The following is a 26,266-nucleotide window of genomic DNA, read 5'->3' as shown; positions in this document are numbered from 1 at the left end:
TCCCTGCCGCGGTTATAAGACATTCAGGTAGCAACTGATGCTTTCCGCCGCCTTGCGGCCCTCGGCAATGGCGGTCACGATAAGGTCGGCCCCGCGGACGATATCGCCGCCGGCAAAAATCTTGGCGTTGCTGGTCTGGTAGGGATAACCCGATACCGTGGGCGCGACCACCCGGCCCTGTTTATCCAGTACCACGTTATGATCCGCCAGCCAGGTCATGCGGTGCGGGCGGAAACCAAAGGCCATGATGACCGCGTCGGCGGCTATCATATGTTCCGAACCGGCAATGGCCACCGCTTGCCGGCGGCCGTTTTCGTCCGGTTCGCCCATGGCGGTGACGATCATGGTCACGCCGGTCACCTGGCCCTGGGCGTTGACCTCAATGCGCTGCGGCTGCTGGTTAAACATAAACTCGGCTCCTTCCTCGCGGGCGTTTTTCACCTCGCGCTTGGAGCCGGGCATGTTTTTTTCGTCACGGCGATACGCGCAGATAACCCGCGTGGCGCCATGGCGCAGCGACGTGCGCACGCAATCCATGGCGGTGTCGCCGCCGCCCAGCACCAATACGGTTTTATCGCGCATGCTGATGTACGCATGCTCGTCGGTGTCCGGATACCCCAGCAGGTGGCGGGTGTTGGCGATCAGGAACGGCAGGGCATCGAGTACTCCTTCGGCCCGCTCGTTTTCCAGGCCGGAGCGCATGGACTGGTAGGTCCCGACGCCGAGGAATAGCGCATCGAACTCGGTTAATAGCTGCTCCATGGTGATATCCCGGCCGATCTCGGTATTGAGCCGGAACTCCACCCCCATGGCGCTGAATATTTCGCGCCGGCGGGTCATAACGCTTTTATCCAGTTTAAAAGCCGGAATGCCGAAGGTCAGCAACCCGCCGATTTCAGGATAGCGGTCGAATACCACCGGCGTAATACCGTTGCGCACCAGGATATCGGCGCAGCCGAGTCCCGCCGGGCCGGCGCCGATAACCGCCACCCGTTTGCCGGTGGGCTTGACGGCGGACATATCCGGCCGCCATCCCATGGCGAAAGCCGTTTCGGTGATATGGCGCTCGATATGGCCAATGGTGACGGCCCCCTGGCGATCGTTCAGGGTACAGGCCTGCTCGCACAGGCGATCCTGCGGGCAGACGCGGCCGCAGACTTCCGGCAGGCTACTGGTTTGATGGCTGAGTTCGGCCGCTTCCACGATGCGGCCCTGATTGGCCAGCTTAATCCACTGCGGAATGGCATTATGCAGGGGACAGGTCCACTGGCAGATAGTGCGCTCGCCGCAGCCAAGGCAGCGCTCGGACTGCTCGCTGATTTGCATATCGGTAAACGGCTGGTAAATTTCGGCAAAGCCGGTTTTGCGTTGCTCAAGGGGAATTTTGGCCGCTTCCAGCCGAGGAGTGCGCGGCAAATCAAGCCAATTGATCCGGGGTTGTTGGCTGCGGGCGTTTGGCGCGGGCAGGACGCCCGCAGGCCGGGCGCCGGCAATCAGGTAGCTGGCCGGATCTTTTAACGCCGCGGCCAACCGTTTTTGCTGCTGGCGGGCGGCGATCTGGTGTTCATCAAGCAGTTGCAGCGCCTGCGTCGGACAGGCGTCGACGCAGGCCGGCTGGTAATTTTGTCCGGCGCACAAATCGCATTTTTGCGCTTCGGTTCTTTCATAGGCGTCCGCGAGGCGCTGGCTGGGGGGCTGCACGGTTTCGGTGACGACGGTCATCATGCCGAACGGGCAGGCGATGACGCAGCTTTTACAACCGATACATTTCTCCTGGAGCACCTGGATGGAGTCATGGCTGCGGATGATGGCATCGTTGGGGCAGGCGCTGGCGCAGGGGGCGTCTTCGCAATGATGGCAGGAAATCGCGATGCTGGCTTTCGCACCCTTGATCACTTTCAGCCGGGGCGTAAAGTATTCGCGTTTGCCGGGGAATTGACCGCCGTGATGGGCGACTACGCAGGCCACTTCGCAACTGCGGCAGCCGATACAGGTTTCTGATTCTGCGACGATAAATCGATTCATAACGCTTTTCCTGCCGCGGCATGCCCTCGGCGCATCAAAAGTGGGTGTTTTTGCTTGGTTGAGGCAACGGGATTTATGACATAAAGGCCCTATATTTATAAAGGTTACTCTTCGCCCATTGCAATCCTTTTTTCTGCCGGACAAGGATTTGTGTGCGGTTATATGATATCGATACGGCGGGCTTGGGCAGGCGGCGAATAAAGTCCCGGTTAATTGGGGTAAACGCCCAACCGGCCGCGTCTGGCGCGAAGGGTGGCGATTCACGGCGATTTGTCGGACAAAAAATGCGTTTTTGGGCAGACGCCTGGATATTTAGTCATCTCTCCCATGATCCACCCCCGCCATTTCGTTATACTTATTAACTATTTGTTCACAGGGCGCCCTCAATAGAACCGCCCCTTGTTATGAGAATGATGTCCATGCCTGCTCCTTCTTCTCAGCCGGCCGCCAGTGGATGGCGTCTCAATCTGAATATTCTTTCCATCGTCGTGTTCAATTTCGTCAATTACCTGACTATTGGCCTGCCGCTGGCGGTATTGCCCGGTTATGTCCATAACCATATGGGATACAGCGCTTTTTGGGCCGGGCTGGTCATCAGCCTGCAATATCTCGCCACCCTGCTTAGCCGCCCGTGGGCCGGGCGTTATGCCGATCGGGTTGGACCAAAACGCATCGTGGTGCTGGGGCTGTGCGGCTGCCTGTTAAGCGGCGTGTTTTACCTGTTTTCCCTGTTTGGCGATGCGGTGCCGCTGCTGGCGCTTATCATGCTGTGCGCCGGGCGGGTGATCCTTGGCATCGGACAAAGCTTTGTCGGTACCGGCGCGACGCTTTGGGGCGTTGGCGCCGTGGGGTCTTTGCATATCGGGCGGGTGATTTCCTGGAACGGCGTGGCGAGCTATGGCGCGTTGGCGATAGGGGCGCCGCTGGGGGTATGGCTGTATTATCTGGGCGGGCTGGGGTTATTATCCGGTACGATCATAGTAGTCTGCGCCCTGGCTATCATGGCCGCGATTCCGCGTCCGCGAATCAAGACCGCCGCCGGCAAGCAAATTCCCTTTAGCGCTGTGGTGGGCATTATTTGGCGCTACGGGCTGGTGCTGGCGTTCGCTTCCTGCGGATTTGGCGTGATCGCCACGTTTATTACGCTGTTTTATGCGGATAAAGGATGGGACGGCGCGGCGTTTGCCCTGACGTTATTCAGTCTGGCTTTTGTCGGCACCCGCCTGTTCTTCCCCAATAGTATTAATCGTTACGGCGGGTTGCGCGTATCCATGGTGTGTTTTAGCGTGGAGGCCGCAGGCTTGCTGCTGGTGTGGTGGTCAGGCATGCCCTGGATGGCGGAAGTGGGCGCTTTTCTGACCGGTGCGGGATTCTCTTTGGTCTTCCCCGCTTTGGGCGTGGTGGCCATGAAGGAAGTCCCGCCGCAAAACCAGGGCAGCGCGCTGGCGACCTTTACCGCGTTTATGGATTTATCGCTGGGGGTGGTGGGGCCGTTGGCGGGGGTATTGATGGCCCACGCCGGCGTGTCGTCGATTTATCTGGCGGCGGCCGTGCTGGTCTTGACCGGCCTGGTGATGACCCTGGCGCTCAAACGCCGGATATTGCGTAACCAGGCATCCGGGCGGCGATAAACCCGCCGACCCTGGCGGGCCGGTGGGTCCAATGACTATTTTTATTTAATAACAATGGTATTGAGAATGGCTTCGGCAGCGCTTTGCGCTTTTTGCTGGTCTTCGGAAGGCAGGGTAATTTGCATGGTCAGCAGATGGGCGTCCACCTTGCCAATCACCACCGAAGAGTAAGCCGGCTTGCCGCCGCTGGAGACAATGCTGTCCAGCTGCTGCAACGTCTGGCCATTAACATTGATGGTCTTATTGGTCACGACCTGCAGATCCGGATCGCGGGCGCGCTGTTGGTCTTCAAGGCGCTGGGCCAGGACATCCAGCCCTTCGGTGGTGTTATCGCCAAGAATGACAATTACCGCTTTGTGGCCTGATTCATCGGCGTAGACATGCATATTATTGGCTTGGGTGCCCACTTTGCCGCTCTGGTCGCTCATGTCGCCCGGCAGGGTAAAAGTCAATTTCCCGTCCAGCAGGCTGACTTTATTTTCCGACTGGGTCTGTGCCGCGCCGTTGCTGGCCGGGGCGCTCTGATCGTTTTTATTGTCACAGGCCGCCAGCCCGATAACCAGCAGGCTAATGCCCAGGTATTTCGCTACTTTCTGCATAAATTTCCTTAAATACTCCATATATTCAGCCGGTTCGCTGTAGCACATCGACCCGCGTCAATCGATCACGATTTGATATAAGAAACAATAGCATCCCCTGAAAGCGGTTGCGCGTTTTTACGCCGAGGGTGCGATATCCCCGCGACTTCGCCCAGGTTCCTTCATGCCATGGCGCGCAGTTTACCCTGGTACAAGAGCATACAACAGATGGCACGGTTTCGCCTTGGCGCAAAAGGGTAAATTACCCCGGCAACCCCTTGATCGCGGCATGCCAAGAATACCCTATTAAAGAGTCTAGCCCGGTTGGAAAAATGCGGTATTGCCCCGATGCCCCAGGCGCTTAAACAGCATGTTAAGCAGCACGCCATACATCGGCAGGAAAAAGATCAGGCTAATTAATAGCTTAAAGCTATAATCCACTAGGGCGATTTCAACCCAATGGGCCGCCATAAAAGGGTCGGTGCTTTTATAAAAGGCGATAAAAAAGAAGGCCAGCGTATCGCTTATATTGCCGAACAGCGTGGAAACCGTAGGGGCCACCCACCAGCGGTGGCCGCGGCGCAGCCGGTTAAATACGTGTATATCCAGGATTTGGCCCAGCGCATAGGCCATAAAGCTGGCGCAGGCGATGCGCGCGACAAATAAATTAAGCTGGCCGAGCGCGGCATACCCCTGCCATTCCCCTTGGTAAAACAGCGAGGAGACCCCGTAGGACACCACTAATGCCGGCGCCATTACCGCCAGGATAATTTTGCGCGCCAGCGGCGCGCCAAAAATCCGCACCGTCAGATCGGTGGCCAGGAAGATAAAGGGAAAGGTAAACGCGCCCCAAGTGGTTTTAAAACCGAAAATGGCGACGGGCAATTGAACCAGATAGTTGCTGGAGGTGATGATGATAATATGGAATAGCGCCAGCCAGAACAGGGCGACCAGCCGCTGGCGGGGGGTGAATCTAAACATATTGTGGCCTTTTTTAAGCAATGGGGTGAGGGAACCCAGAATAATCAATAGCGATAATTACGCGGCGGGCATCATACGCGACCGCGAAAATAATGCAATGGTTGAGTTTATCATCATTTTCGGCGAAGCTTGCAGATGGATATCACCGGCGTAAACTCACTGCGCAAGGCCCCTTTTAAAGCTACCCGAAGCTGGAAATCTTTCATGTCAGATCCTTTCGCCAATCCCGATCGCATCCTTGATGCCCAGGGACTTCGCTGCCCCGAACCGGTCATGATGGTGCGTAAAACCGTGCGCCAGATGTCAACCGGCCAGACATTGCTGATCATCGCCGATGATCCGGCCACTATCCGCGATATCCCGGGGTTTTGCCGCTTTATGGAGCATACGCTACTGGCCCAGGTAACGGAGCAATTGCCTTATCGTTACCTGGTGCGCAAAGGCTGACTATCAGAAATACAACGAGCGGACAATCAGGAAATGGCCGGCAAAATAACTGGCGGCGATCGTCGCCTTGGCGGCGCTGAACGGATAGCGGAAATGGCTGATTAACCACAAGATGGTGGACAGCAGCAGCAGGCAGGTGCCGGTCAGCAGTGAAAAACTATGATCGGTGCTGCGCGCAAAGTATTGTTCCCCGGCAATCCAGACCATCAGCAGCGTCATGCCGACAAAGGTGCATATCGGCCAGCGCAGCTCCGCCAGACGCGGCCACAGTACGGCAATCAGCACCGCGCCGATAATCAGCAGGGCGATGGGCAGCGGCCAGAACACGGTGAACGTCATCTGGCTGGCGAACCCGATGGTATAGAGCAGGTGGGACAGGAAATAAGCGCCGATGACATACATCATGCGTTCATCGCGCAGCAGCAATAACGCATCGCCCACCATGGTGGCCACCAGTCCCAGAATAATCAGGTAGCCGGCCGGGGTTAACACCGGGGCCTGGGCGGCCAGGGCCAATAACAGCAGCAAGGTGACCGGTTTAAATAACCAACGTTGCCATTTCGGACCGCGATAAGTGGCATCAACGAACAGCCATCCTGAAAAAACGACTGCGATAAATGACCAGAGCATTTTTTTATCCTTATGTGCGGTGATGTGGCGTTCCCTGTGAAATCGGTTGCTACAATAGGGGCGGATAAGGCGATTGTCTGCACAGTGTAGGGGATCGCCAAGCGTTTAACCAAGATTTAGCCAGGGAGATGTGCTGTTAGCGCACTTCATGTTATGTTAGCGCCAGAAATTTTCCATGCAAAATACATTTACCCATAAAAGTGGGGGATAGCCGGGTTATGAGCAGCGACCAGCCATTATATCGAATCCAATTTATCAATAATGGCAAGAACTATCAGCTTTATGTCCGCGAGCTGAACCAAAGCCCCATGTTCGGTTTTATCGAAATCGGCGGGTTTGTGTTTTACAGCCAAAGCGCCGTATTGGTGGACCCGTCGGAAGAGAAGCTGAAAACCGAATTTGACGGCGTCACCCGCAGTTATATCCCGCTGCAAGCGGTGATTCGTATTGATGTGGTTACCGAAAAGGGCAGCGCGCGCATTTCGGATCTGGGCGATAACGTCACGGCTTTCCCCTATCTGCCGGGCAAAAAACCTTAACCAGGGACGCCGTGGCGGTTATTTTCCCCGCGGGACCTGCTTTGGTCCGCGCTGTTTTTTTTGCCAGGCCAGCATTTCAAAGACCCCGAATAAAAATACCTTGCCCTGAAACGCGGCGCTGAGTTTAGGTTCATCGCGGGTAAGCGTCGCTTTAAGCAAAATTAACTGTAACCCGTGCATGACCGCCATAAATATCATGGCAATATCCAGAAAGTATTTTAATGGCTTGGGAAAGGGTTGAACCAGGTTAAATACCAAAAAGCCCCAGATCATCAACATCAATAAACGGCCGAGATTAATCCACATTGTCCTGCTCCTGTTGGGTGCCATGGCGGATAAACAGCCGGTATGCCACCTGGCCGGCCACCTTTTCCCGGTGCAGCCGCCAATGTGCCGGTACGGACACCGGCGAGCTTTCCGTTTCGGTTTCAATATAGATCCAGGCGCCGGGCGCCAGCCAGTTATACTGTTCCAGCAATTGCACGGTCTGATCGATCAACCCTTTGCGAAACGGGGGATCGAGAAAGACCAAATCATAGGGCGTGCCTGGCCGCGCCAGCCAGCGCAGGCTGTCGGTGGCGATAACCTGGCCGTTGGCCGCCTGGAGCAGGCGCAGGTTTTTTTCAAGCTGGCCGGCTACCGCCCGATCCTGCTCCAGCAGCGTGGCGGCCGCCGCGTGGCGGGATAAGGCTTCCAGACCCAGCGCGCCGCTGCCGGCAAAACAATCCAGACAGCGTGCGCCCTGAATCATCGGCGCCAGCCAGTTAAACAGCGTTTCCCTTACCCGATCGGTGGTCGGCCGCAGGCCCGGGCTCTCAGGCACCGGCAGCTTGCGTCCGCGCCATTGGCCGCCGATAAGCCGGATTTGCCCGGCGGGGCGCGGAGGGTTTTTTTTCGCCATAGGTGCTTTGTTATTTGCCAAATCAGTGAAAACGTTTAATCAGGGATGATGAACCGCCATTCTACCGGCGCGGCCGCCCGGGGGGAATATTAATTATGGGTTGTTGGCCGGTATGCGGGAAAAGCCAACGCCGCGCGTGTTGAGGGCCGGGGAAAGTGGTAAACTATCAGGTTTATCAGTCACGTTATTCATCCGCCATGATTATTCGGCGAGGAGTGTAGTCGCATATGGCAAAAGAGAAAAAACGCGGTTTCCTATCCTGGCTAGGCATTAAGCGTCAGGATGACGCCCAGGAGCAGGAAAACGAGGTCAGCCAGGACCCCGCAGCCCAGGACCCCGCAGCCAGTATCCAGGACGGTGCCGCCGCGCAACCGCACCCGGGCACCGCAACGCCCGCTGATGACGCCGCCAGCGATACCGCCCGGGATATCGTCGCCATCACCGAGCAGGTGGCGGCGCGGCAAAGCGCCGCTACCGGCGGCGCAGATGCGCCGGCGGGCCGGCGTGACGAATCGGCGCTGACCCTGGCCGAGGATGTGCGCCCCGACCCGCAGGATGCCGTGCCTGAAGACGATATCGCCGACGGGATGCAGCCGCCGGCGCGGCAAACTCATGCGGCTCTCGACGCCGATGCCCTTGATGCCGGCGCTCTTGATCTCAGCGAACCGGACTCCGACGCGAGCCCTGCCGCGGCGCCTTTGGCCATAACGGCCACCGAACAGGAACGCCCGGCCCGTGAGGGCTTTTTCGCCCGCCTGAAGCGGGGACTGGTAAAAACCAAACAAAATCTGGGTTCCGGATTTATCGGATTGTTTACCGGTAAGAAGATAGACGATGATTTGTTCGAGCAATTGGAAGAGCAGTTGCTGATTGCCGATGTGGGCGTGGAAACCACCCGCAAGATCATCGCCGGCCTGGTGGAACATGCCGATCGCCGGCATCTGAAAGACGCGGACGCGCTTTATGGCCAGCTCAAGCTGGAAATGGCCACCATCCTCGCTAAAGTCGATAAGCCGCTGGACGTGGGCGGCAAAACGCCGTTTGTCATTTTGATGGTCGGCGTGAACGGCGTCGGTAAAACCACCACTATTGGTAAACTGGCGCGCCAGTACCAGGCGGAAGGAAAAACCGTCATGCTGGCGGCGGGGGATACTTTTCGCGCGGCGGCGGTCGAACAATTGCAGGTGTGGGGACAGCGCAACCAGATCCCCGTGGTGGCGCAGCATACCGGCGCGGATTCCGCCTCGGTCATTTTCGATGCCATCCAGGCGGCGAAGGCTCGCGGCATTGATGTATTAATCGCCGATACCGCCGGGCGTTTGCAAAACAAGAGTTATTTGATGGATGAGCTCAAGAAGATTGTCCGGGTCATGAAAAAACTGGACGCGGACGCCCCCCATGAGGTTATGCTGACCCTTGATGCCAGTACCGGCCAGAACGCCATCAGCCAGGCAAGATTATTTAATGAAACCGTGCCCCTGACCGGCATTACCCTGACTAAACTGGACGGTACCGCCAAAGGCGGGGTGATCTTCGCCCTGGCCGATCGGTTCGCCATCCCCATCCGGTATATCGGCGTCGGCGAAGGGATCGAAGATTTACGGCCGTTTAAAGCCGGGGATTTCATAGAGGCGCTGTTTTCTCAAGAAGAGTAATTGGTTGCACCAGAAGATTAATGGGTTGCCCGAGAGGATTAATAAGGATGATTCGCTTTGAACAAGTCAGCAAAGCCTATCTAGGCGGACGACAGGCACTGCAAAGTGTGAATTTTCATCTTCGTCCGGCTGAGATGGCTTTTCTGACCGGCCATTCAGGGGCGGGGAAAAGTACCCTGCTGAAACTGATTTGTGGCATTGAACGGCCTAGCGCGGGTCATATATTTTTTGGCGGTCACGATATCAGCCGCCTGAAGAACGGCGAGGTACCGTTCCTGCGGCGCCAGATCGGCATGATCTTCCAGGATCACCACCTGCTGCTGGATCGCACCGTTTACGATAATGTGGCGATGCCGCTGATCATCGCCGGCGCCAGCACCGAGGATATCCGTCGCCGCGTATCGGCGGCGCTGGACAAGGTCGGTCTGCTGGATAAAGCGCGTAATTTCCCTATTCAGCTCTCCGGCGGCGAACAACAGCGCGTCGGCATTGCCCGGGCGGTGGTCAACAAGCCGGTGGTGCTGCTGGCCGACGAACCGACCGGAAATTTGGATGATGCGTTATCCGAAGAAATTTTGCGCTTGTTCGAGGAGTTTAACCGGGCCGGGGTGACCGTGCTGATGGCCACCCACGACCTCAGCCTGATCGCCCGGCGCCGCTATCGCATTATGTCCCTCAGCCAGGGAAGAATAACCGGGGGCGCCGATGGCGAATAAACTGAACCGACCCAAAAAAACCGTCAATCGCGTCAACACCGCCAAAACCAAAAGCAAGGCGCTGCGCGGCGGCTGGCGCGAACAGTGGTCCTATGCCTGGAACGATGCGCTGGGGGATCTGCGCCGGCAACCGCTGGCGACTTTGTTAACCGTTGCCGTAATTGCCATTTCGTTGACGTTGCCCAGCGTATGTTATCTGGTATGGAAAAATGTCAGCCAGGCCGCCGAGCAATGGTATCCGACGCCGCAGTTGACCATTTACCTGGATAAAGCCCTGGACGACGACGCGGCGCTGAAAGTGCTAAATCGCCTCAAGCAGGAACCCGGGGTGGAAAAAGTGAACTATCTGTCCCGCGAGGAGGCGATGGGCGAGTTCCGCAACTGGTCCGGCTTTGGCGGCGCGCTGGATATGCTGGAAGAAAACCCCTTGCCGGCGGTGGCCATTATCACTCCCAAGCTGGATTTTCAAAGCGCGGATACCCTCAAGACCCTGCGCGATCGGGTCGCGGCGGAACCAGGGGTGGATGAAGTCAGGATGGATGACAGCTGGTTCGCCCGGCTGGCGGCGTTAACCGGCCTGGTGGGCCAAGTGGCCGCCACCATCGGGCTGCTGATGATTATTGCGGTGTTCCTGGTGATCGGCAATAGCATCCGCCTGAGCATTTTCAGCCGCCGCGACACCATTAACGTGATGAAGCTGCTCGGCGCCACCGACGGGTTTATCCTGCGTCCGTTCTTAAACGGCGGCGCGCTGCTGGGCCTGGGCGGCGCTATTTTGTCGCTCATTTTGTCCGAGACGCTGGTCTGGCGGCTGGAGTCGGTGGTGGCCAAGGTCGCCGCGGTGTTCGGCACGTCCTTCACGCTCCATGGCCTGGATTGGGAAGAAACGCTACTGCTGCTGCTGATCTCCGGCATGATAGGGTGGGTGGCGGCCTGGATGGCGACGGTACAACATTTACGCCGCTTTACACCCCAGTAACGTTTTTTTGTTATACTTATGTATTGAATATTACGACCGCACAAGCTGATCTACGTTGCTTTTAGTTATGAACTAAGATGCACTTGACTGGTCTTAATATCGGCTATCTGATGTCTGTATGCCCTATGGATAACCTGCCTGCGGGCAGTTGATAGATCCAATCGATTGATTTCACATCATTGATACACCGTCATTGATAGCGACGTATCAGAGATTTTTTTGAGAGGAAATGAATGATCAAAGATATGCAAGCTTTGGCCCTGGTTCCACAAGGCAGCCTGGAAGCCTACATTCGGGCAGCCAATGCCTATCCGATGCTGACGGCGGAGGAAGAGCAATCACTGGCTGAACGACTGCATTATCAGGGCGATTTGGAGGCGGCCAAGCGGCTGATCCTGTCGCACCTGCGCTTTGTTGTTCATATTGCGCGTAACTACTCCGGTTACGGCCTGCCGCAGGCGGACCTGATCCAGGAAGGCAATATCGGACTGATGAAAGCGGTTCGCCGTTTCAACCCGGAAGTCGGGGTGCGGCTGGTATCGTTCGCCGTCCACTGGATCAAAGCCGAAATCCACGAATACGTGCTGCGTAACTGGCGCATCGTCAAGGTCGCCACCACCAAGGCGCAGCGCAAACTGTTCTTTAACTTGCGTAAGAGCAAGAAGCGCCTGGGCTGGTTTAACCAGGACGAAGTGGAGATGGTCGCGAAAAGCCTAGGCGTAACCAGTAAAGACGTGCGCGAAATGGAATCACGCATGGCGGCGCAGGATATGACCTTTGACCCGACGCCGGAAGACGAAACCCGCGATGGGCAGGCCATGGCTCCCATGCTCTATCTGCAGGATAAGTCTTCCGATTTCGCCGACGGCATCGAAGAGGACAACTGGGACGATCATGCGGCGGACAAGCTCAGCGTAGCGCTGGAAGGCCTTGACGAACGCAGCCAGCATATTATTCGCGCCCGCTGGTTGGATGACGACAATAAGTGCACGTTGCAGGAATTGGCCGATAAATACGGTGTTTCAGCAGAGCGCGTTCGCCAGCTGGAAAAAAATGCCATGAAAAAAATGCGTCTGGCGATAGAAGCCTAAGCCGTTTTTTTATGTTGCCATATCAAAACAGCCGGTATATAACCGGCTGTTTTGATATTATAGAAGGACTGATTATATTTAATGCGGGTTATTTAGAATATAATTAAAAGAATACAACAACCGCTTTACGCTATAAATTCATAATGCTAATTTATGGTCCTGCCAGCGTGCTTTAATATTATAATAATCCATATCAACATTTAGCGCTATTAACAGCGGTGACAATGGACAATATTATTATTTATATAAGTTCCCCTGGTATTTTATTTATTCCGTCAGTATAACCATTTTCAGGGAGAAAATAATGGATCATGCGATTACCCATCAAGATTCTATGCCGGAATCAACCTACCGCTGGCTTGCGCATCGGGCGCAACCCTCCTATGGCCAGCCGCTTATATGCACCAATCCGATATTAACCCGGTTGCTAACCGTCAGTAATCACCGGCCGCCGGCGCGCGCCCAGGGAGCCCAGGGAATTGCGCCCCGAAGTTACCCCTTATTCGCCGGTCCCGCCACCGAAACGATCGCACAGCCGCAAATCGCCGCCAGCGAACAATATAATAAGCCGGGGACGCTAAATATTCCCCCTGGTTATGCGACGGTAATTCATACCTTGACGCCAAGCGGGATGATTAAGGTCGGCATGGATAATAAATATCCCCGGCAAGATTCTGTTTTATCTTGTCCCGCCCAAATCAAGCCTGATACGGCGCCGTCGCGCATTGGCGATCGGGCCGCCAATTATGCGCTGGACCCACAAACCGAACCCCTGGATTTACGCGCTGTTAAAGGACCATCCTTTGCGGGTCTGGATCGGCTGGATTATATAACGGACCGCAAGCCGGGTAGCCGCCCGTATTAATGACGGCAAAGCTCCCACGGCCGCAACGTATCGCAGGCGCACGCCATTAGGATTCGATCAGCGCTTTTTATGCCAGCCGTCCGCCGCCCGGCAGAACCCGCAGGCGGTCATAAATTTGTCCATAACGTCCATGTCCCCTAACGGTTGGGTATTGCTCAGCCACCAGTGATTGATTTCCGGCAGCAGGCGCTGCGCTTCATTGATAAGGTAAAGGCCCACGCCCCGGCGGCGGGTCACTTCGCGCACCAGCGGCGCCACCAGGCGGCCCTCGTTCCACTCATTATCGACAATCACTTGCACCGCGCCCAATAAGCGGTCGTTGAACCTGGCGGCGAATATCGCAAAGGAGTCGGACAGCCTGGTTTCAAGCGCGTTGATGTCGGTAGCAGGCCAAATCTTAGCCAAATCAATGGCATCCTGCTGTGTAAAACGGGATAGCTGTTCTATAGTCAATTTCATGCGTGTAATCACTTAAAACGTAAAAAAATAATGTAGCGAATTTGTTGACAAAAGATCGTGTAAATCTTGCGGCGGTAAACGTCGTAAAAACGATTGCCGCGCATCTCATTTCTGGCGAAATGATCTATCTGAATACCATAAGCCAGCACGACACGCTAGCAGATGATGAAATTACCGATAATAATACCATTATTTTGTGCTGTTGATGTAGGTTATTTCTGAAACTATAAGTTGATTTACAGCATAATATTTCTGTTTAATAATATGAAAAATAATAGTTTATTATATAATCTCTCGTTCCTAGAGGGTAACGCATTATTACTTATAATAAAAATACTAAATAGCAGCAAAAAGCCGGTGATAAACACAGGCGGCAAACACAACAAAAACGGAGAACAGTGGATGAAATTCAACAAAGGTAACGCTTTGCTGGCCGGCTGTATGGCCATGGCGATGAGCCATTCTGTCTGGGCGCAAGACATCAAAGTCGCCGTGGTGGGCGCCATGTCCGGTCCGGTTGCCCAATACGGCGACATGGAATTTACCGGGGCGCGCCAGGCCATTGCCGATATCAATGCCAAGGGCGGAGTAAAAGGCAACAAGCTGGTCGGCGTCGAATATGATGATGCCTGCGATCCCAAACAAGCGGTCGCGGTAGCCAATAAAGTCATCAACGACGGTATCCGCTATGTGATTGGCCATCTTTGCTCCTCATCGACCCAGCCGGCTTCCGATATTTATGAAGACGAAGGGATCATCATGATCACCCCGGCGGCGACCAATGCCGATCTGACCACCCGGGGCTACAAAATGATCATGCGTACCACTGGCCTGGACTCCGATCAGGGGCCGACCGCCGCAAAATATATCCTGGACGTGGTTAAACCCCAGCGTATTGCCGTGGTGCATGATAAACAACAATATGGGGAAGGCTTGGCGCGCTCCGTACAGGACAGCCTGAAGAAAAACGGCGGCAACGTCGTGTTGTTTGAAGGTATCACCGCGGGTGATAAAGATTTCTCCACGCTGGTGGCGCGCCTGAAGAAAGAAAACGTCGACTTTGTTTACTTCGGCGGTTATTACCCGGAAATGGGGCAAATTTTGCGCCAGGCCAGGCAGGCCGGCCTGGATACTAAATTTATGGGCCCGGAAGGCGTGGGCAACTCTTCGTTGTCGAACATCGCCGGCGCGGCTTCCGAAGGCATGCTGGTTACCCTGCCGAAACGCTATGACCAGGTGCCGTCCAACCAGCCGATCGTGGCCGCCCTGAAAGAGAAGAAACTGGACCCCACCGGGCCGTTCGTTTGGACCACCTATGCGGCGGTACAGGCATTGGCCAAAGGCATGGACAGCGCGGGCATGGAGCCGGCTGATATCGTCAAGGATCTGAAGTCCAAAACCGTGGATACCGTAATGGGTCCATTAAGCTGGGATGAGAAAGGCGATCTGAAAGGATTCGAGTTCGGCGTATTCACATGGCACGCAGACGGTACTTCCACACCGATTAAGTAATCTGCCGTCCCTCCCGGGTATAAAAATATCGCCGCTTCCGGTAACCGTCCGGTCACCGGAAGCGACTATGAAGGTTCAAGGTATGTCCGAGCAGTTCCTTTATTTTATGCAGCAGTTGTTCAACGGCCTGACGTTGGGCAGCACCTATGCATTGATCGCCATTGGCTACACCATGGTTTACGGCATTATCGGCATGATCAACTTCGCCCACGGCGAGGTCTATATGATCGGCAGTTATGTCTCCTTTATCGTTATCGCCGCCCTGATGATGATGGGTATCGATGCCGGCTGGTTATTGATCGGCGCCGGATTTATCGCGGCCATCGTGATTGCCAGCGCGTACGGCTGGAGCATTGAACGGGTGGCCTACAAACCGGTACGCTCCTCCAAGCGCCTGATTGCCCTGATTTCCGCCATCGGCATGTCCATCTTCCTGCAAAACTACGTCAGCCTGACGCAAGGCTCGCGGGATCTGGCGTTGCCGAGCCTGGCCAGCGGCCAGTGGGTATTGGGCCAGGCCAACGGTTTTGTGACCAGTATCAGCACCATGCAGTTCACCATCTGGGCCGTGACCTTTGTCGCCATGCTGGCGTTGACGCTGTTTATCCGTTATTCCCGCATGGGACGCGCCTGCCGCGCCTGCGCGGAGGATTTAAAAATGGCCAGCCTGCTGGGCATCAGCACCGATCGGGTTATCTCGCTGACATTTGTGATCGGCGCGGCGATGGCGGCGGTGGCCGGCGTGCTGCTGGGGCAATTTTACGGGGTCATCAATCCCTATATCGGTTTTATGGCGGGCATGAAGGCTTTTACCGCCGCGGTTCTGGGCGGCATCGGCAGTATCCCCGGCGCGATGCTGGGCGGGTTAATCCTGGGCGTGGCGGAGGCGCTGACCTCGGCCTATCTGAGCAGCGAATATAAAGACGTGGTGTCGTTTGCCCTGTTGATCGTGGTGCTGCTGGTGCTGCCTACCGGGATTCTGGGTCGTCCGGAGGTTGAGAAGGTATGAAAATCAGCCATTTGTTAAACGCCCTGCTGTGCGCGTTTATGCTGCTGGTGCTGGCCGGCTTTATGATGGGCATGCGCCTGAGCCTGGAGGGCACCCGCCTGGTGGTGCACGGCGCCGGTGAAGTGCGCTGGTACTGGATCGGCGCCGGCTGCGCGGTAGTCTTTTTCTTTCAGCTGCTGCGGCCGTTATTCCAGCAGAGCCTGAAAAAAATCAGCGGTCCGTCCTGGGTGCTGCCGAGTTTCGACGGCTCCACGCCGCGCCAGAAATGGCTGGCGCTGGTGATGATTCTGGCCGCCATCGCCTGGCCGTTTCTGGTATCGCGCGGCACGGTGGATATCGCCACCCTGACGCTTATCTACGTGATGCTGGGGCTGGGGTTGAACGTGGTGGTGGGGCTGTCCGGGCTGCTGGTGCTGGGGTATGGCGGTTTTTATGCCATCGGCGCCTATACCTATGCGCTGCTCAATCACTATTATGGGCTGGGATTCTGGGAAAGCCTGCCGATCGCCGGCGTGGTCGCCGCGGGTTTCGGCCTGCTGCTGGGTTTCCCGGTTCTGCGGTTGCGCGGGGATTATCTGGCGATTGTCACCCTCGGGTTCGGGGAAATCGTGCGCATTTTGCTGTTGAATAATACCGAACTGACCGGCGGACCGAACGGCATCAGCCAGATTCCGAAACCGACTTTTTTCGGACTGGAGTTTAACCGCAGCGCCCGTGACGGCGGCTGGGACACTTTCCATCACTTTTTCGGCCTGACATACGATCCCAGCGATCGCATTATCTTCCTGTATATGGTGGCGCTGCTGCTGGTGATCCTGACGCTGTTCGTGATCAATCGCCTGCTGCGCATGCCCCTGGGACGGGCCTGGGAAGCGCTGCGTGAAGACGAAATCGCCTGTCGTTCGCTGGGTCTTAGCCCCACCCGGATCAAATTGACCGCTTTTACCATCAGCGCGGCGTTCGCCGGGTTTGCCGGCACGCTGTTCGCCGCCCGCCAAGGGTTTGTCAGTCCGGAATCCTTTACGTTCGTGGAGTCCGCCTTTGTGTTGGCCATCGTGGTATTGGGCGGCATGGGATCGCAGTTCGCGGTGATCCTGGCGGCTATCCTGCTGGTGGTGTCCCGGGAATTGATGCGTGACCTGAACCAATACAGCATGCTGTTGCTGGGCGCGCTGATGGTCTTGATGATGATCTGGCGGCCGCAGGGGCTGTTGCCGATGAAGCGTCCGCAAATGAAAATGAAGACCGGCAAAGGAGCGCAGGCATGACGACTTCCGCTTTGCAGCCATTGTTATCCGTTAAAGGTTTGTCGATGCGTTTCGGCGGCCTGCTGGCGGTCAATCAGGTGGAGCTGGATTTGTTTTCCGGTGAAATCGTGTCCCTGATTGGTCCCAACGGCGCCGGTAAAACCACGGTATTTAACTGCCTGACCGGTTTTTACCGCCCCACCAGCGGCACCGTTATGCTGCGCGATCGGCATCTGGAAGGCCTGCCGGGACAGAAGATCGCCCGGATGGGGGTGGTGCGCACCTTCCAGCACGTGCGCTTGTTTCGCGAGATGACGGTGATCGAAAATTTACTGGTGGCGCAGCATCAGCATCTTAAAAGCGGCGTATTCGCCGGTTTGCTGAAAACCAGGGCCTTCCGCCAGGCCGAAGCCGATGCGCAGGATTACGCCGGCACGTGGCTTGAGCGCGTGGGTTTGCTGGAGCTGGCCAATCGCCAGGCGGGTAATTTGGCGTATGGGCAGCAGCGGCGCCTGGAGATAGCCCGCTGCATGGTGACGCGTCCGTCGTTGTTAATGCTCGATGAGCCGGCCGCCGGCCTTAATCCCAATGAAACCGCCGAATTGAATCATTTGATTGCGGAGTTGCGCGCGCAGCATAAGGTGTCGGTATTACTGATTGAACATGATATGAAGCTGGTGATGGGTATTTCCGATCGTATTTATGTAGTGAATCAGGGCATGCCCCTGGCTAACGGCACGCCTGCCGAAATCCGTAGTAACCCGGATGTGATTCGGGCCTATTTGGGAGAGGCCTGATGAGTAAGGGTACGGTTATGTTGTCATTAAACCAGGTGTCGGCCCATTACGGCAAAATCCAGGCGTTGCGCCAGGTGAGCCTGCATATCGAGCAGGGTGAAATCGTGACGCTTATCGGCGCCAACGGCGCGGGCAAAACGACGTTGCTCGGTACGCTGTGCGGCGATCCGCGCGCGTCCGAAGGGACGATTGTGTTTGACGGTAACGAGATTACCGATTGGCCGACGGCGCGGATTATGCGGGCGACCATTGCCATTGTGCCCGAAGGACGCCGGGTGTTTTCGCGCATGACGGTGGAGGAGAATCTGGCGATGGGCGGTTTTTTCGCCGAGCGCCAGCAGTATCAGCAGCGGCTCAAGCGGGTATTTGAGCTGTTCCCGCGGTTATATGAGCGCCGCGTGCAGCGTGCGGGCACCATGTCCGGCGGAGAGCAGCAGATGCTGGCCATCGGGCGGGCGCTGATGAGCCAGCCGCGGTTGTTGTTGCTGGACGAGCCTTCCCTGGGGCTGGCGCCGATTATTATCCAGCAGATTTTCGATACCATCGAGCAGTTGCGCCGGGAGGGGATGACTATTTTCCTGGTGGAGCAGAATGCCAATCAGGCGCTCAAGCTGGCCGATCGGGGCTATGTGCTGGAGAACGGGCGTATCGTGCTGGAGGATACCGGTGAGGCGTTGCTGGCCAATGAGGCGGTGCGCAGCGCGTATTTGGGGGGGTAGGGAGCGGGCGCTCCCTTCAACCGGCTTGCCGCGGGTGCGGTGATTGCGGGCCTAGCATGCCGAGGGGCGCTCTGGCGGCCAGGAAAACCATGGCCGCTTCGGCCCCTACGGCAAGCTCTCCCTTCAACCGGCCTGCCGCGGGTTCTGGTATTGTCACCGGGCTGTCATAAGCTTGTTATTTTTCTGTCATTTCAACATGTCATGTTACAGGCCGATGAACTTTTTTGGCATTCAGGAGCCCGGCATGTTGAAGCACTCTATTCGTATCGCCACGTTAAGCGTGGCGTTGACATTGGCTATAAGCACCAGTGCCCAGGCGGTTACCGATATTCCCTTTTGGCATTCCATGGAAGGGGAGTTGGGCACCGAGGTGGAATCACTGGCGACGCGGTTTAATCAATCGCAGCCGGATTATCGTATCGTACCGGTGTATAAGGGCAATTACGAGCAGGGCCTGACCGCGGGTATCGCCGCTTACCGTACCGGCAACGCCCCGGCGATCCTACAGGTGTATGAAGTGGGCACCGCCACCATGATGGCCAGCAAGGCGTTTAAGCCGGTGTATCAGGTGTTTGAGCAGGCCGGTATCAAAAACGACGAGTCGGCGTTTGTACCGACGGTGTCGGGTTATTATAGCGACAGCAAAACCGGCCATCTGCTCTCCCAGCCTTTTAACAGCTCCACGCCGGTGCTGTATTACAATAAAGACGCCTTCAAAAAAGCCGGTCTGAATCCGGATCAACCCCCCCAGACCTGGCAGGAACTGGCCGAGGCGGCCGCGAAGCTGCGCGCCAGCGGCATGCAGTGCGGATATGCCAGCGGTTGGCAGGGCTGGATTCAGATTGAGAATTTCAGCGCCTGGCACGGTTTGCCGGTGGCCACCAAAGACAATGGTTTTGCCGGTAATGACGCCGAGCTGGTGTTTAATAAACCGCTGCAGGTTAAACATATCCAATTGCTGGAGGATATGAACAAGAAGGGCGATTTCAGCTATTTCGGCCGTAAAGATGAGTCTACCGAGAAGTTTTATAACGGCTCATGCGGCATCACCACCGCGTCGTCCGGTTCGCTGGCCTCCATCCGCCAGTACGCCAAATTTAATTTCGGCGTGGGCATGATGCCTTATGACGCCGATGTCAAAAACGCGCCGCAGAACGCCATTATCGGCGGCGCCAGTTTGTGGGTGATGAACGGCAAGGACGAGGCGACCTATAAAGGAGTGGCGCAGTTCCTGCAGTTCCTGGCCAAACCTGAGTATGCCGCCGAGTGGCATCAGAAAACCGGTTATCTGCCCATTACCACCGCCGCCTATGAGCTCACCCGTTCCCAGGGTTTTTACGATAAAAACCCCGGTTCCGATATCGCTACCCGCCAGATGCTGAATAAACCGCCGTTGCCGTTCACCAAGGGGATGCGCCTGGGCAATATGCAGCAAATCCGCATCGTGGTCGACGAAGAGCTGGAACGCGTATGGACGGGCAAAGCGACGCCGCAGGAAGCGCTGGATAACGCGGTCAAACGCGGCAATCAGCTATTACGCCGGTTTGAGCAATCGCTACGTTAAGATCCGGCTCCCCGGCCCCCCGCCGCCGCTATGCCGGTGGCCGGGGCCGCCTTTAGGGTGACTTGTTTATGGCTACTGCTCCCCATCGCGGCTTCACTCACCGCTGGCTGCCCTATTTGTTGGTGCTGCCGCAGTTGGTGATTACCGCGATTTTTTTTATTTGGCCGGCCGCGACCGCGCTGTGGTATTCGGTGCAGCGGGTCGACCCGTTTGGTATTTCCAATACGTTTGTCGGTTTGGAAAATTTTGTCACGCTGACCCAGGACGACTATTACCTGGATTCGTTGTATACCACGCTGATCTTCAGCGGCCTGGTGACCGGTATCGGCTTGCTGGTTTCGCTGTTCCTGGCCGCGCTGGTGGATCATGTGCTGCGTGGTAAACGGGTTTATCAGACCTTGCTGTTGCTGCCCTATGCGGTGGCCCCTGCGGTGGCGGCGGTGCTGTGGATGTTTCTATTCAGTCCCGGCCTGGGGCTTATCAGTTATCTGCTCAATCATCTCGGTTATCACTGGAATCACGCGCAAAACAGCGGACAGGCCATGTTCCTGGTGGTGCTGATCTCGGTATGGCAGCAGGTAAGCTACAATTTTTTATTCTTTCTGGCCGCGCTGCAGTCCATCCCGCGCTCGTTGGTGGAAGCCGCGGCCATTGACGGGGCCGGGCCGGTGCGGCGCTTTTTTAATCTCACCCTGCCGCTGATAACCCCGGTGAGTTTTTTCCTGCTGGTAATCAATTTGGTGTATGCCTTTTTCGATACCTTCCCGGTGATTGACGCGGCCACCGCCGGCGGGCCGGTGCAGGCCACGACCACGCTTATCTACAAGATTTACCGCGAAGGTTTTTCCGGACTCGATCTTTCCAGCTCGGCGGCGCAGTCCGTGGTGCTGATGGTTATGGTGATCATTCTGACCGTTATTCAGTTTCGCTTTGTCGAGCGTAAGGTGCGTTATCAATGATCGAGAACCGTCGCGGACTGGATATTTTCAGCCATCTCATGCTGATCTTGGGCGTCGCCGTTATTTTACTGCCGCTGTATATCGCGGTGGTGGCGGCCACGCTGGATAACCGGCAGGTATTCCAGGTGCCGCTTAGCCTGATCCCGGGCAGCCATCTGTGGCAAAACGTCAGCCACGTTTGGCAGCAGGGGGTCGGCAGCCAGGCGGTGCCGTTCAGCCGTTTGCTATTTAACAGCCTGGTGATGGCCCTGAGCATCACCATCGGCAAAATCAGCGTGTCGATGTTATCCGCCTATGCCATCGTCTACTTCCGCTTTCCGCTGCGTAATCTGTTTTTCTGGATGATTTTCATGACCCTGATGCTGCCGGTGGAGGTGCGTATTTTTCCTACGGTGGATGTGATTGCCAATTTACATATGCTGGACAGCTATACCGGCCTTACGTTGCCGCTGATGGCCTCGGCCACCGCCACGTTTTTGTTCCGGCAGTTTTTTATGACCGTCCCCCATGAATTGCTGGAGGCGGCGCGTATCGATGGCGCCGGTCCGTTCAGGTTTTTCTGGGATATTTTGCTGCCGCTGTCAAAAACCAATCTGGCGGCGCTGTTCGTGATCATTTTTATCTACGGCTGGAATCAGTATCTATGGCCGATTCTTATTATCAGCGACAGCTCCATGGGCACCGCGGTCGCGGGGATCAGAAGCATGATCGCCAGCGGTGACGGCACCACGCAGTGGAATTATGTGATGGCGGCCATGCTGCTGACCATGATCCCGCCGATGACAATCGTATTGCTGATGCAGCGTTGGTTCGTGCGCGGCCTGGTCGACAGTGAGAAATAATTATTTATGGCAAGTTTGATTTTACAAGCGGTGCAAAAGTCCTATGACGGCAAAACGCCGGTGATCGCCCCGCTGAACCTGGACGTGGCGGACGGGGAATTTATCGTGCTGGTGGGGCCTTCCGGCTGCGGAAAATCCACGCTACTGCGCATGGTCGCAGGCCTGGAGAGCGTCAGCAGCGGCGATATTTATATCGACGGCGAGCGGGTGACCGACCTCGAACCCAAAGATCGCGGCATTGCGATGGTATTTCAGAATTATGCGCTCTATCCGCATATGAGCGTGTATGACAATATGGCTTACGGCCTGAAAATCCGCGGGTTCGGCAAGCAGCATATCCGCCGGCTGGTGGATAACGTGGCGCAAATCCTGGAGTTGCAGGAATTATTAACCCGCAAACCCCGCGAGCTGTCCGGCGGCCAGCGCCAGCGCGTGGCCATGGGCCGGGCGCTGGTACGGGAACCGGCGGTGTTTTTATTTGATGAGCCGCTGTCCAACCTGGATGCGAAATTACGCACCCAGATGCGCCTGGAATTGCAACAGCTGCACCGCCGCCTGCGTACCACCAGCCTGTATGTCACCCACGATCAGGTGGAAGCGATGACGCTGGCGGAGCGGGTGATTGTGATGAATAAAGGGCGGGTGGAGCAAATCGGTACCCCGACGGATATTTATCGCCGTCCGGCGTCGCTGTTTGTCGCCGGGTTCATGGGGTCGCCGGCGATGAATTTGCTGCCGGGCCGGGTCAGCGAAGACGGCGGCCGCTTTCAGGCGACGGACGGCCCGGAGATAGCATTGCCCGCCGGCGGCGCGCAATGGCGCGGCCGCGAGTTGACCGCGGGCATCCGTCCGGAGCATATTGGTCTGTCTGCCTCCCCGACCGGCGGTATCGGCCTGGAGATCGTTACGCTGGAGCAGCTTGGCGCGGATAACCTGGCGCATGGGCGCTGGGGCGATCGGGATATGGTGGTACGACTCTCCCATGATGACCGGCCCGCTATTGGTACGGTACTTTATTTACACTGTCCTGCCCAGGCATGGCACTTTTTTGATCCCGCAAGCGGATCCCGGGTGGAATTATGACTATAGCTTGGCCTTATCCAACCATCGTCGCCCATCGCGGCGGCGGCTCGCTGGCCCCCGAAAATACCCTGGCCGCCATTGATACCGGCGCGCGGCATGGGCATAAAATGATTGAAATCGATGCGAAATTATCCGCCGACGGGCAAATTTTTTTACTGCACGACGACACCCTCGAACGTACCAGCAACGGCCGCGGCATCGCCGGCGATCTTAATTGGGACGCCCTGGCGCAGCTTGACGCCGGCGAGTGGTTTAACGCGTCGTTTCGCGGCGAGACCCTGCCGCTGCTGGAGGATGTGGCGGCGCGCTGCGCGCAGCATGGCCTGGCGGTGAATATCGAGATTAAGCCCACCGCCGGCACCGAGACCGGAACCGGCCGGGCCGTGGCGCTGGCCGCCGGCCGGCTGTGGCAAGGGCAGGGCGTCCCGCCGCTATTATCCTCGTTTTCCATTGATGCGCTGGCCGCCGCGCTGCAAGCCGCCCCGCAGTTGCCGCGCGGACTGCTGCTCGACGAATGGGATGAAAACTGGCTAACGCTGGCGCAAAGCCTGGAGTGCAGCGCGCTGCATCTGAATCATGAAGTTTTAACCGAAGAACGGGTGGGCGCCATCACCGACGCCGGTTTGCATATCCTGGCTTATACCGTCAACAGTCCTTACCGGGGACGCGCCTTGCTGAGCTGGGGCGTTGACTCGCTGTGCACCGACCGGATAGACCTGATTGGCGCGGATTTTGCCGACAGCTAAGCTGCCGGCCATAGTTCATTAACCCAGCGCATTAGCCCCGTAAACCGGCGTCCGCCGGCTTACGGGTTTTGCTGCTGGTTATTGCGCAACGGGGCGTTTTGCTGCGCCCGCTGCCGATCGTTATTGAGCTGTGACTGCAATTGGCTGCGTTGCCGATCGCGCTGGGCTTCCTGCTGGAGCTGCAAGCGGGTTTGCTGCTGCTGGGAATTGATTTGCATTTGCTGGCGCAGCTGTAGCTGCGCCTGGCTTTGCTGGAACGGTTGCTCACGCCCGGCGGGCGTGGACGGCGTCACCGGTTTTACCGCCGCGGATGCGGTAAAAGCCACCAGCGCGGCCGGGAGTATTAACCATGTATAGGCGTTCATTGGCACCTCCTGGGTGGACCCTTCTTTTATTTTAACCGTTAACGGCCCGCCGCGCAGGGTGATACCGTGCTTATTTGCGCGCGGGACCCCATGATTAAAAGATGAACTCCTGCTATTTTTGTTAATAACATATTAAGTTAATCACCGGTCAGGAAGAATCATCATGCGTCCATCATTCCCCCGCTGTCTGGTTTGCCTGTCTTTCTCGCTGCTGCTGCTGGCGTTCACGGCCGCCTCAACCGGCGCGGCGCCGCTCGCTTACGGCGTGGAAAATGATATTCAGCACCCGGTTGAAGCCCGCCAGGGCATGGTATCCACCGTGGACGCGACGGCAACGGCGGTCGGCGTGGATATCCTGCGCGCCGGGGGCAATGCGATAGATGCCGCGGTGGCGGTGGGATACGCGCTGGCAGTGACCCATCCCCAGGCCGGTAATCTGGGCGGCGGCGGCTTCATGCTGATCCGCACCCATGACGGCAAGACGGCGGCGATTGATTTTCGCGAAATGGCCCCGGCCGGCGCCACCCGGGATATGTTTATCGGCGCGGACGGCAACGCCGACAGCCAACGCTCCCTGACCAGCCCGCTGGCGTCCGGTACGCCGGGTACGGTGGCGGGGCTGTCGCTGGCGCTGGATCGTTATGGTTCCCTGCCGCTGCAACGGGTAATGCGGCCGGCGATAACGCTGGCCAAAGAGGGCTTTATCGTTAATAAGGCCCTGGCCGATGATTTGGCCAGCTACGGCAAAGAAGCGCTAATCAATCATCCCAACAGCAAGGCGGTGTTTTTCAACGCCGACGGCCAGCCCTATGCCCAGGGGCAAAAACTGGCGCAGCCGCAGCTGGCCCACAGCCTGCAGCTGATCGCCGACCAGGGGCCCGCGGCGTTTTACCAGGGCGAAATCGCCGATCAGATCGCGCTGGAAATGCGCCGGGACGGCGGCCTGATCGATAAAGCGGATCTGGCCGCTTACCGGGCCGTGGAGCGCCAGCCGGTGGTGGGCGATTACCGGGGGTATCAAATTTATTCCATGCCGCCGCCCTCTTCGGGCGGGATTCATATTATCCAAATCCTGAATATTTTAGAGAATTTTGATTTGGCGAAGCTGGGGGCCGGCAGCGCGGATGCCATCCAGGCCATGGCGGAAGCCATGAAGTTCGCTTATGCCGATCGCTCGGAATACCTTGGCGATCCGGATTTCGTCAAAGTGCCGGTCAATGCCCTGACCAGCAAGGCCTACGCCAAAACCCTGGCGCAGCGTATCGATCTCAACCGCGCCAATCCGTCCGACAGCATCAAACCGGGGCAACTCCAGCCTTACGAAAGCGATCAAACCACCCACTACTCCATTGCCGATGGGCAAGGCAACGTGGTGGCGGTAACCTATACCCTTAATACCTATTTCGGCAGCGGCATCATGGCGGGCAATAGCGGTATCTTGCTCAACAATGAAATGGACGATTTCTCCGCCAAACCGGGGGTGCCGAATATGTACGGGCTGGTGGGGGGCGATGCCAATGCCGTCCAGGCCGGCAAACGGCCGCTGTCGTCCATGTCGCCGACCATCGTGGTGAAAGACGGCAAACCCTGGCTGGTCACCGGCAGTCCCGGCGGTAGCCGCATTATCACCACCGTGCTGCAAATCCTGGTCAATACCATTGATTTTAAAATGAATATCGCGGATGCGACCGCGGCGCCCCGCTTCCATCAGCAGTGGACGCCGGATGAGCTGCGGGTGGAAAAGGGCTTTAGCCCGGATACCCTGAGGCTGTTGGGCGAAAAAGGGCAGCATGTCGCGCTCAAGCCGGTGATGGGCAGCACGCAAAGCATTATGATCATGCCCGACGGCGGTTTTAACGGCGCGTCCGATCCCCGTACTATCGGCGATCTGACCGCCGGGTTCTGACGTCGGCCGCGATCGCAAGA

At 57.0% G+C, this 26,266-nt stretch carries 27 protein-coding genes; 19 read left to right on the top strand and 8 right to left on the bottom strand.

All coding sequences use genetic code 11. The features are described 5' to 3' along the window. Positions 1 to 12: 12 nt before the first annotated feature. Positions 13 to 2,025 (bottom strand): formate-dependent uric acid utilization protein AegA, encoded by a 2,013-nt coding sequence (gene aegA / locus ACL2XP_RS25495; protein ID WP_413736220.1) that lies wholly within the window; start codon positions 2,023 to 2,025, stop codon positions 13 to 15. Between the two features lie 419 nt (positions 2,026 to 2,444). Here aegA and ACL2XP_RS25490 point away from each other — a divergent pair, with 419 nt between their 5' ends. Then, entirely contained in the window at positions 2,445 to 3,656 is a 1,212-nt protein-coding gene (locus ACL2XP_RS25490; protein ID WP_413736219.1) for an MFS transporter, read from the top strand. 41 nt (positions 3,657 to 3,697) lie between these two features. Here the strand turns inward: ACL2XP_RS25490 and ACL2XP_RS25485 are convergent, their stop codons facing one another. Both ACL2XP_RS25485 and ACL2XP_RS25480 read right to left on the bottom strand, forming a co-directional pair. Then, positions 3,698 to 4,255: a DcrB family lipoprotein gene (locus tag ACL2XP_RS25485; protein WP_413736218.1), complete on the bottom strand. Its 558-nt coding sequence runs from the start codon at positions 4,253 to 4,255 to the stop codon at positions 3,698 to 3,700. A 294-nt stretch (positions 4,256 to 4,549) separates the two neighbouring features. After that, positions 4,550 to 5,215, bottom strand: a complete 666-nt coding sequence (locus ACL2XP_RS25480) for a 7-cyano-7-deazaguanine/7-aminomethyl-7-deazaguanine transporter (protein WP_413736217.1) — start codon at positions 5,213 to 5,215, stop codon at positions 4,550 to 4,552. A gap of 204 nt (positions 5,216 to 5,419) precedes the next feature. On the opposite strand from ACL2XP_RS25480, the gene tusA reads away from it, so the two are divergent. Continuing rightward, the gene (tusA, locus tag ACL2XP_RS25475) at positions 5,420 to 5,662 is read left to right on the top strand and encodes a sulfurtransferase TusA (RefSeq protein WP_413736216.1); all 243 of its coding nucleotides are present in this window, start codon (positions 5,420 to 5,422) and stop codon (positions 5,660 to 5,662) included. A gap of 3 nt (positions 5,663 to 5,665) precedes the next feature. Here the strand turns inward: tusA and ACL2XP_RS25470 are convergent, their stop codons facing one another. Beyond that, the gene (locus ACL2XP_RS25470; RefSeq protein ID WP_413736215.1) at positions 5,666 to 6,292 is read right to left on the bottom strand and encodes a lysoplasmalogenase; all 627 of its coding nucleotides are present in this window, start codon (positions 6,290 to 6,292) and stop codon (positions 5,666 to 5,668) included. Between the two features lie 218 nt (positions 6,293 to 6,510). Between ACL2XP_RS25470 and ACL2XP_RS25465 the strand changes: the two genes are divergently transcribed. Next, positions 6,511 to 6,831: a DUF1820 family protein gene (locus tag ACL2XP_RS25465; RefSeq protein ID WP_413736214.1), complete on the top strand. Its 321-nt coding sequence runs from the start codon at positions 6,511 to 6,513 to the stop codon at positions 6,829 to 6,831. 18 nt (positions 6,832 to 6,849) lie between these two features. On the opposite strand, the gene ACL2XP_RS25460 is transcribed toward ACL2XP_RS25465, so the two are convergent. Both ACL2XP_RS25460 and rsmD read right to left on the bottom strand, forming a co-directional pair. Then, the gene (locus ACL2XP_RS25460) at positions 6,850 to 7,137 is read right to left on the bottom strand and encodes a DUF1145 family protein (RefSeq protein ID WP_413736213.1); all 288 of its coding nucleotides are present in this window, start codon (positions 7,135 to 7,137) and stop codon (positions 6,850 to 6,852) included. Then, positions 7,127 to 7,732, bottom strand: coding sequence for a 16S rRNA (guanine(966)-N(2))-methyltransferase (gene rsmD / locus ACL2XP_RS25455; RefSeq protein WP_413736212.1), 606 nt, complete (start codon positions 7,730 to 7,732; stop codon positions 7,127 to 7,129). Before rsmD ends, ACL2XP_RS25460 begins: the two co-directional genes overlap by 11 nt. A gap of 227 nt (positions 7,733 to 7,959) precedes the next feature. On the opposite strand from rsmD, the gene ftsY reads away from it, so the two are divergent. From ftsY to ACL2XP_RS25430, 5 genes are all read left to right on the top strand, one after another. After that, positions 7,960 to 9,387, top strand: a complete 1,428-nt coding sequence (ftsY, locus tag ACL2XP_RS25450) for a signal recognition particle-docking protein FtsY (RefSeq protein ID WP_413736211.1) — start codon at positions 7,960 to 7,962, stop codon at positions 9,385 to 9,387. A gap of 47 nt (positions 9,388 to 9,434) precedes the next feature. Then, positions 9,435 to 10,103, top strand: coding sequence for a cell division ATP-binding protein FtsE (gene ftsE, locus ACL2XP_RS25445; protein ID WP_413736210.1), 669 nt, complete (start codon positions 9,435 to 9,437; stop codon positions 10,101 to 10,103). After that, positions 10,093 to 11,082 (top strand): permease-like cell division protein FtsX, encoded by a 990-nt coding sequence (gene ftsX / locus ACL2XP_RS25440; RefSeq protein ID WP_413736209.1) that lies wholly within the window; start codon positions 10,093 to 10,095, stop codon positions 11,080 to 11,082. Before ftsE ends, ftsX begins: the two co-directional genes overlap by 11 nt. A gap of 233 nt (positions 11,083 to 11,315) precedes the next feature. After that, positions 11,316 to 12,173 carry an RNA polymerase sigma factor RpoH gene (gene rpoH / locus ACL2XP_RS25435; protein ID WP_413736208.1) on the top strand — a complete coding sequence of 286 codons (858 nt, stop codon included), beginning with the start codon at positions 11,316 to 11,318 and terminating at the stop codon, positions 12,171 to 12,173. A gap of 304 nt (positions 12,174 to 12,477) precedes the next feature. Continuing rightward, the gene (locus ACL2XP_RS25430; RefSeq protein ID WP_413736207.1) at positions 12,478 to 13,038 is read left to right on the top strand and encodes a hypothetical protein; all 561 of its coding nucleotides are present in this window, start codon (positions 12,478 to 12,480) and stop codon (positions 13,036 to 13,038) included. A 57-nt stretch (positions 13,039 to 13,095) separates the two neighbouring features. Here the strand turns inward: ACL2XP_RS25430 and panM are convergent, their stop codons facing one another. Beyond that, on the bottom strand, positions 13,096 to 13,497 hold the full coding sequence (panM, locus tag ACL2XP_RS25425) for an aspartate 1-decarboxylase autocleavage activator PanM (RefSeq protein WP_413736206.1): 402 nt from the start codon (positions 13,495 to 13,497) through the stop codon (positions 13,096 to 13,098). Positions 13,498 to 13,899: 402 nt separating this feature from the next. On the opposite strand from panM, the gene ACL2XP_RS25420 reads away from it, so the two are divergent. The 10 genes from ACL2XP_RS25420 (at position 13,900) to ugpQ (ending at position 23,975) form a co-directional block, all read left to right on the top strand. Beyond that, on the top strand, positions 13,900 to 15,009 hold the full coding sequence (locus tag ACL2XP_RS25420; protein ID WP_413736205.1) for a branched-chain amino acid ABC transporter substrate-binding protein: 1,110 nt from the start codon (positions 13,900 to 13,902) through the stop codon (positions 15,007 to 15,009). Between the two features lie 82 nt (positions 15,010 to 15,091). Further along, complete coding sequence (gene livH / locus ACL2XP_RS25415) at positions 15,092 to 16,018, top strand: high-affinity branched-chain amino acid ABC transporter permease LivH (RefSeq protein WP_413739293.1); 927 nt, start codon at positions 15,092 to 15,094, stop codon at positions 16,016 to 16,018. Continuing rightward, on the top strand, positions 16,015 to 17,286 hold the full coding sequence (locus tag ACL2XP_RS25410; protein WP_413736204.1) for a high-affinity branched-chain amino acid ABC transporter permease LivM: 1,272 nt from the start codon (positions 16,015 to 16,017) through the stop codon (positions 17,284 to 17,286). Before livH ends, ACL2XP_RS25410 begins: the two co-directional genes overlap by 4 nt. Next, complete coding sequence (gene livG / locus ACL2XP_RS25405) at positions 17,283 to 18,062, top strand: high-affinity branched-chain amino acid ABC transporter ATP-binding protein LivG (protein ID WP_413736203.1); 780 nt, start codon at positions 17,283 to 17,285, stop codon at positions 18,060 to 18,062. The genes ACL2XP_RS25410 and livG overlap by 4 nt, the downstream gene beginning before the upstream one ends. A gap of 17 nt (positions 18,063 to 18,079) precedes the next feature. Further along, a complete protein-coding gene (gene livF, locus ACL2XP_RS25400; protein WP_413736202.1) occupies positions 18,080 to 18,781 on the top strand; it encodes a high-affinity branched-chain amino acid ABC transporter ATP-binding protein LivF in 702 nt (233 codons plus the stop codon). Positions 18,782 to 19,025: 244 nt separating this feature from the next. Next, entirely contained in the window at positions 19,026 to 20,345 is a 1,320-nt protein-coding gene (gene ugpB / locus ACL2XP_RS25395) for a sn-glycerol-3-phosphate ABC transporter substrate-binding protein UgpB (RefSeq protein WP_413736201.1), read from the top strand. Positions 20,346 to 20,413: 68 nt separating this feature from the next. After that, positions 20,414 to 21,304: a sn-glycerol-3-phosphate ABC transporter permease UgpA gene (ugpA, locus tag ACL2XP_RS25390; RefSeq protein WP_413736200.1), complete on the top strand. Its 891-nt coding sequence runs from the start codon at positions 20,414 to 20,416 to the stop codon at positions 21,302 to 21,304. Then, complete coding sequence (gene ugpE / locus ACL2XP_RS25385; protein WP_413736199.1) at positions 21,301 to 22,146, top strand: sn-glycerol-3-phosphate ABC transporter permease UgpE; 846 nt, start codon at positions 21,301 to 21,303, stop codon at positions 22,144 to 22,146. The genes ugpA and ugpE overlap by 4 nt, the downstream gene beginning before the upstream one ends. 6 nt (positions 22,147 to 22,152) lie before the next feature. Further along, positions 22,153 to 23,229: a sn-glycerol-3-phosphate import ATP-binding protein UgpC gene (locus ACL2XP_RS25380; protein ID WP_413736198.1), complete on the top strand. Its 1,077-nt coding sequence runs from the start codon at positions 22,153 to 22,155 to the stop codon at positions 23,227 to 23,229. Further along, positions 23,226 to 23,975 (top strand): glycerophosphodiester phosphodiesterase, encoded by a 750-nt coding sequence (gene ugpQ, locus ACL2XP_RS25375; RefSeq protein ID WP_413736197.1) that lies wholly within the window; start codon positions 23,226 to 23,228, stop codon positions 23,973 to 23,975. The genes ACL2XP_RS25380 and ugpQ overlap by 4 nt, the downstream gene beginning before the upstream one ends. A gap of 59 nt (positions 23,976 to 24,034) precedes the next feature. Here ugpQ and ACL2XP_RS25370 read toward each other — a convergent pair whose 3' ends face one another. Further along, positions 24,035 to 24,340, bottom strand: coding sequence for a DUF2756 domain-containing protein (locus tag ACL2XP_RS25370; RefSeq protein WP_413736196.1), 306 nt, complete (start codon positions 24,338 to 24,340; stop codon positions 24,035 to 24,037). A gap of 163 nt (positions 24,341 to 24,503) precedes the next feature. Between ACL2XP_RS25370 and ggt the strand changes: the two genes are divergently transcribed. Further along, positions 24,504 to 26,246, top strand: a complete 1,743-nt coding sequence (ggt, locus tag ACL2XP_RS25365) for a gamma-glutamyltransferase (protein WP_413736195.1) — start codon at positions 24,504 to 24,506, stop codon at positions 26,244 to 26,246. Positions 26,247 to 26,266 lie beyond the last annotated feature (20 nt).

It is taken from the genome of Sodalis sp. RH21, assembly GCF_047324175.1.
Taxonomy (GTDB): Bacteria; Pseudomonadota; Gammaproteobacteria; order Enterobacterales; family Enterobacteriaceae; genus Acerihabitans.
The sequence above is the reverse complement of the archived record's forward strand: the minus strand, read 5'-3'. Positions and strand labels throughout refer to the sequence as shown.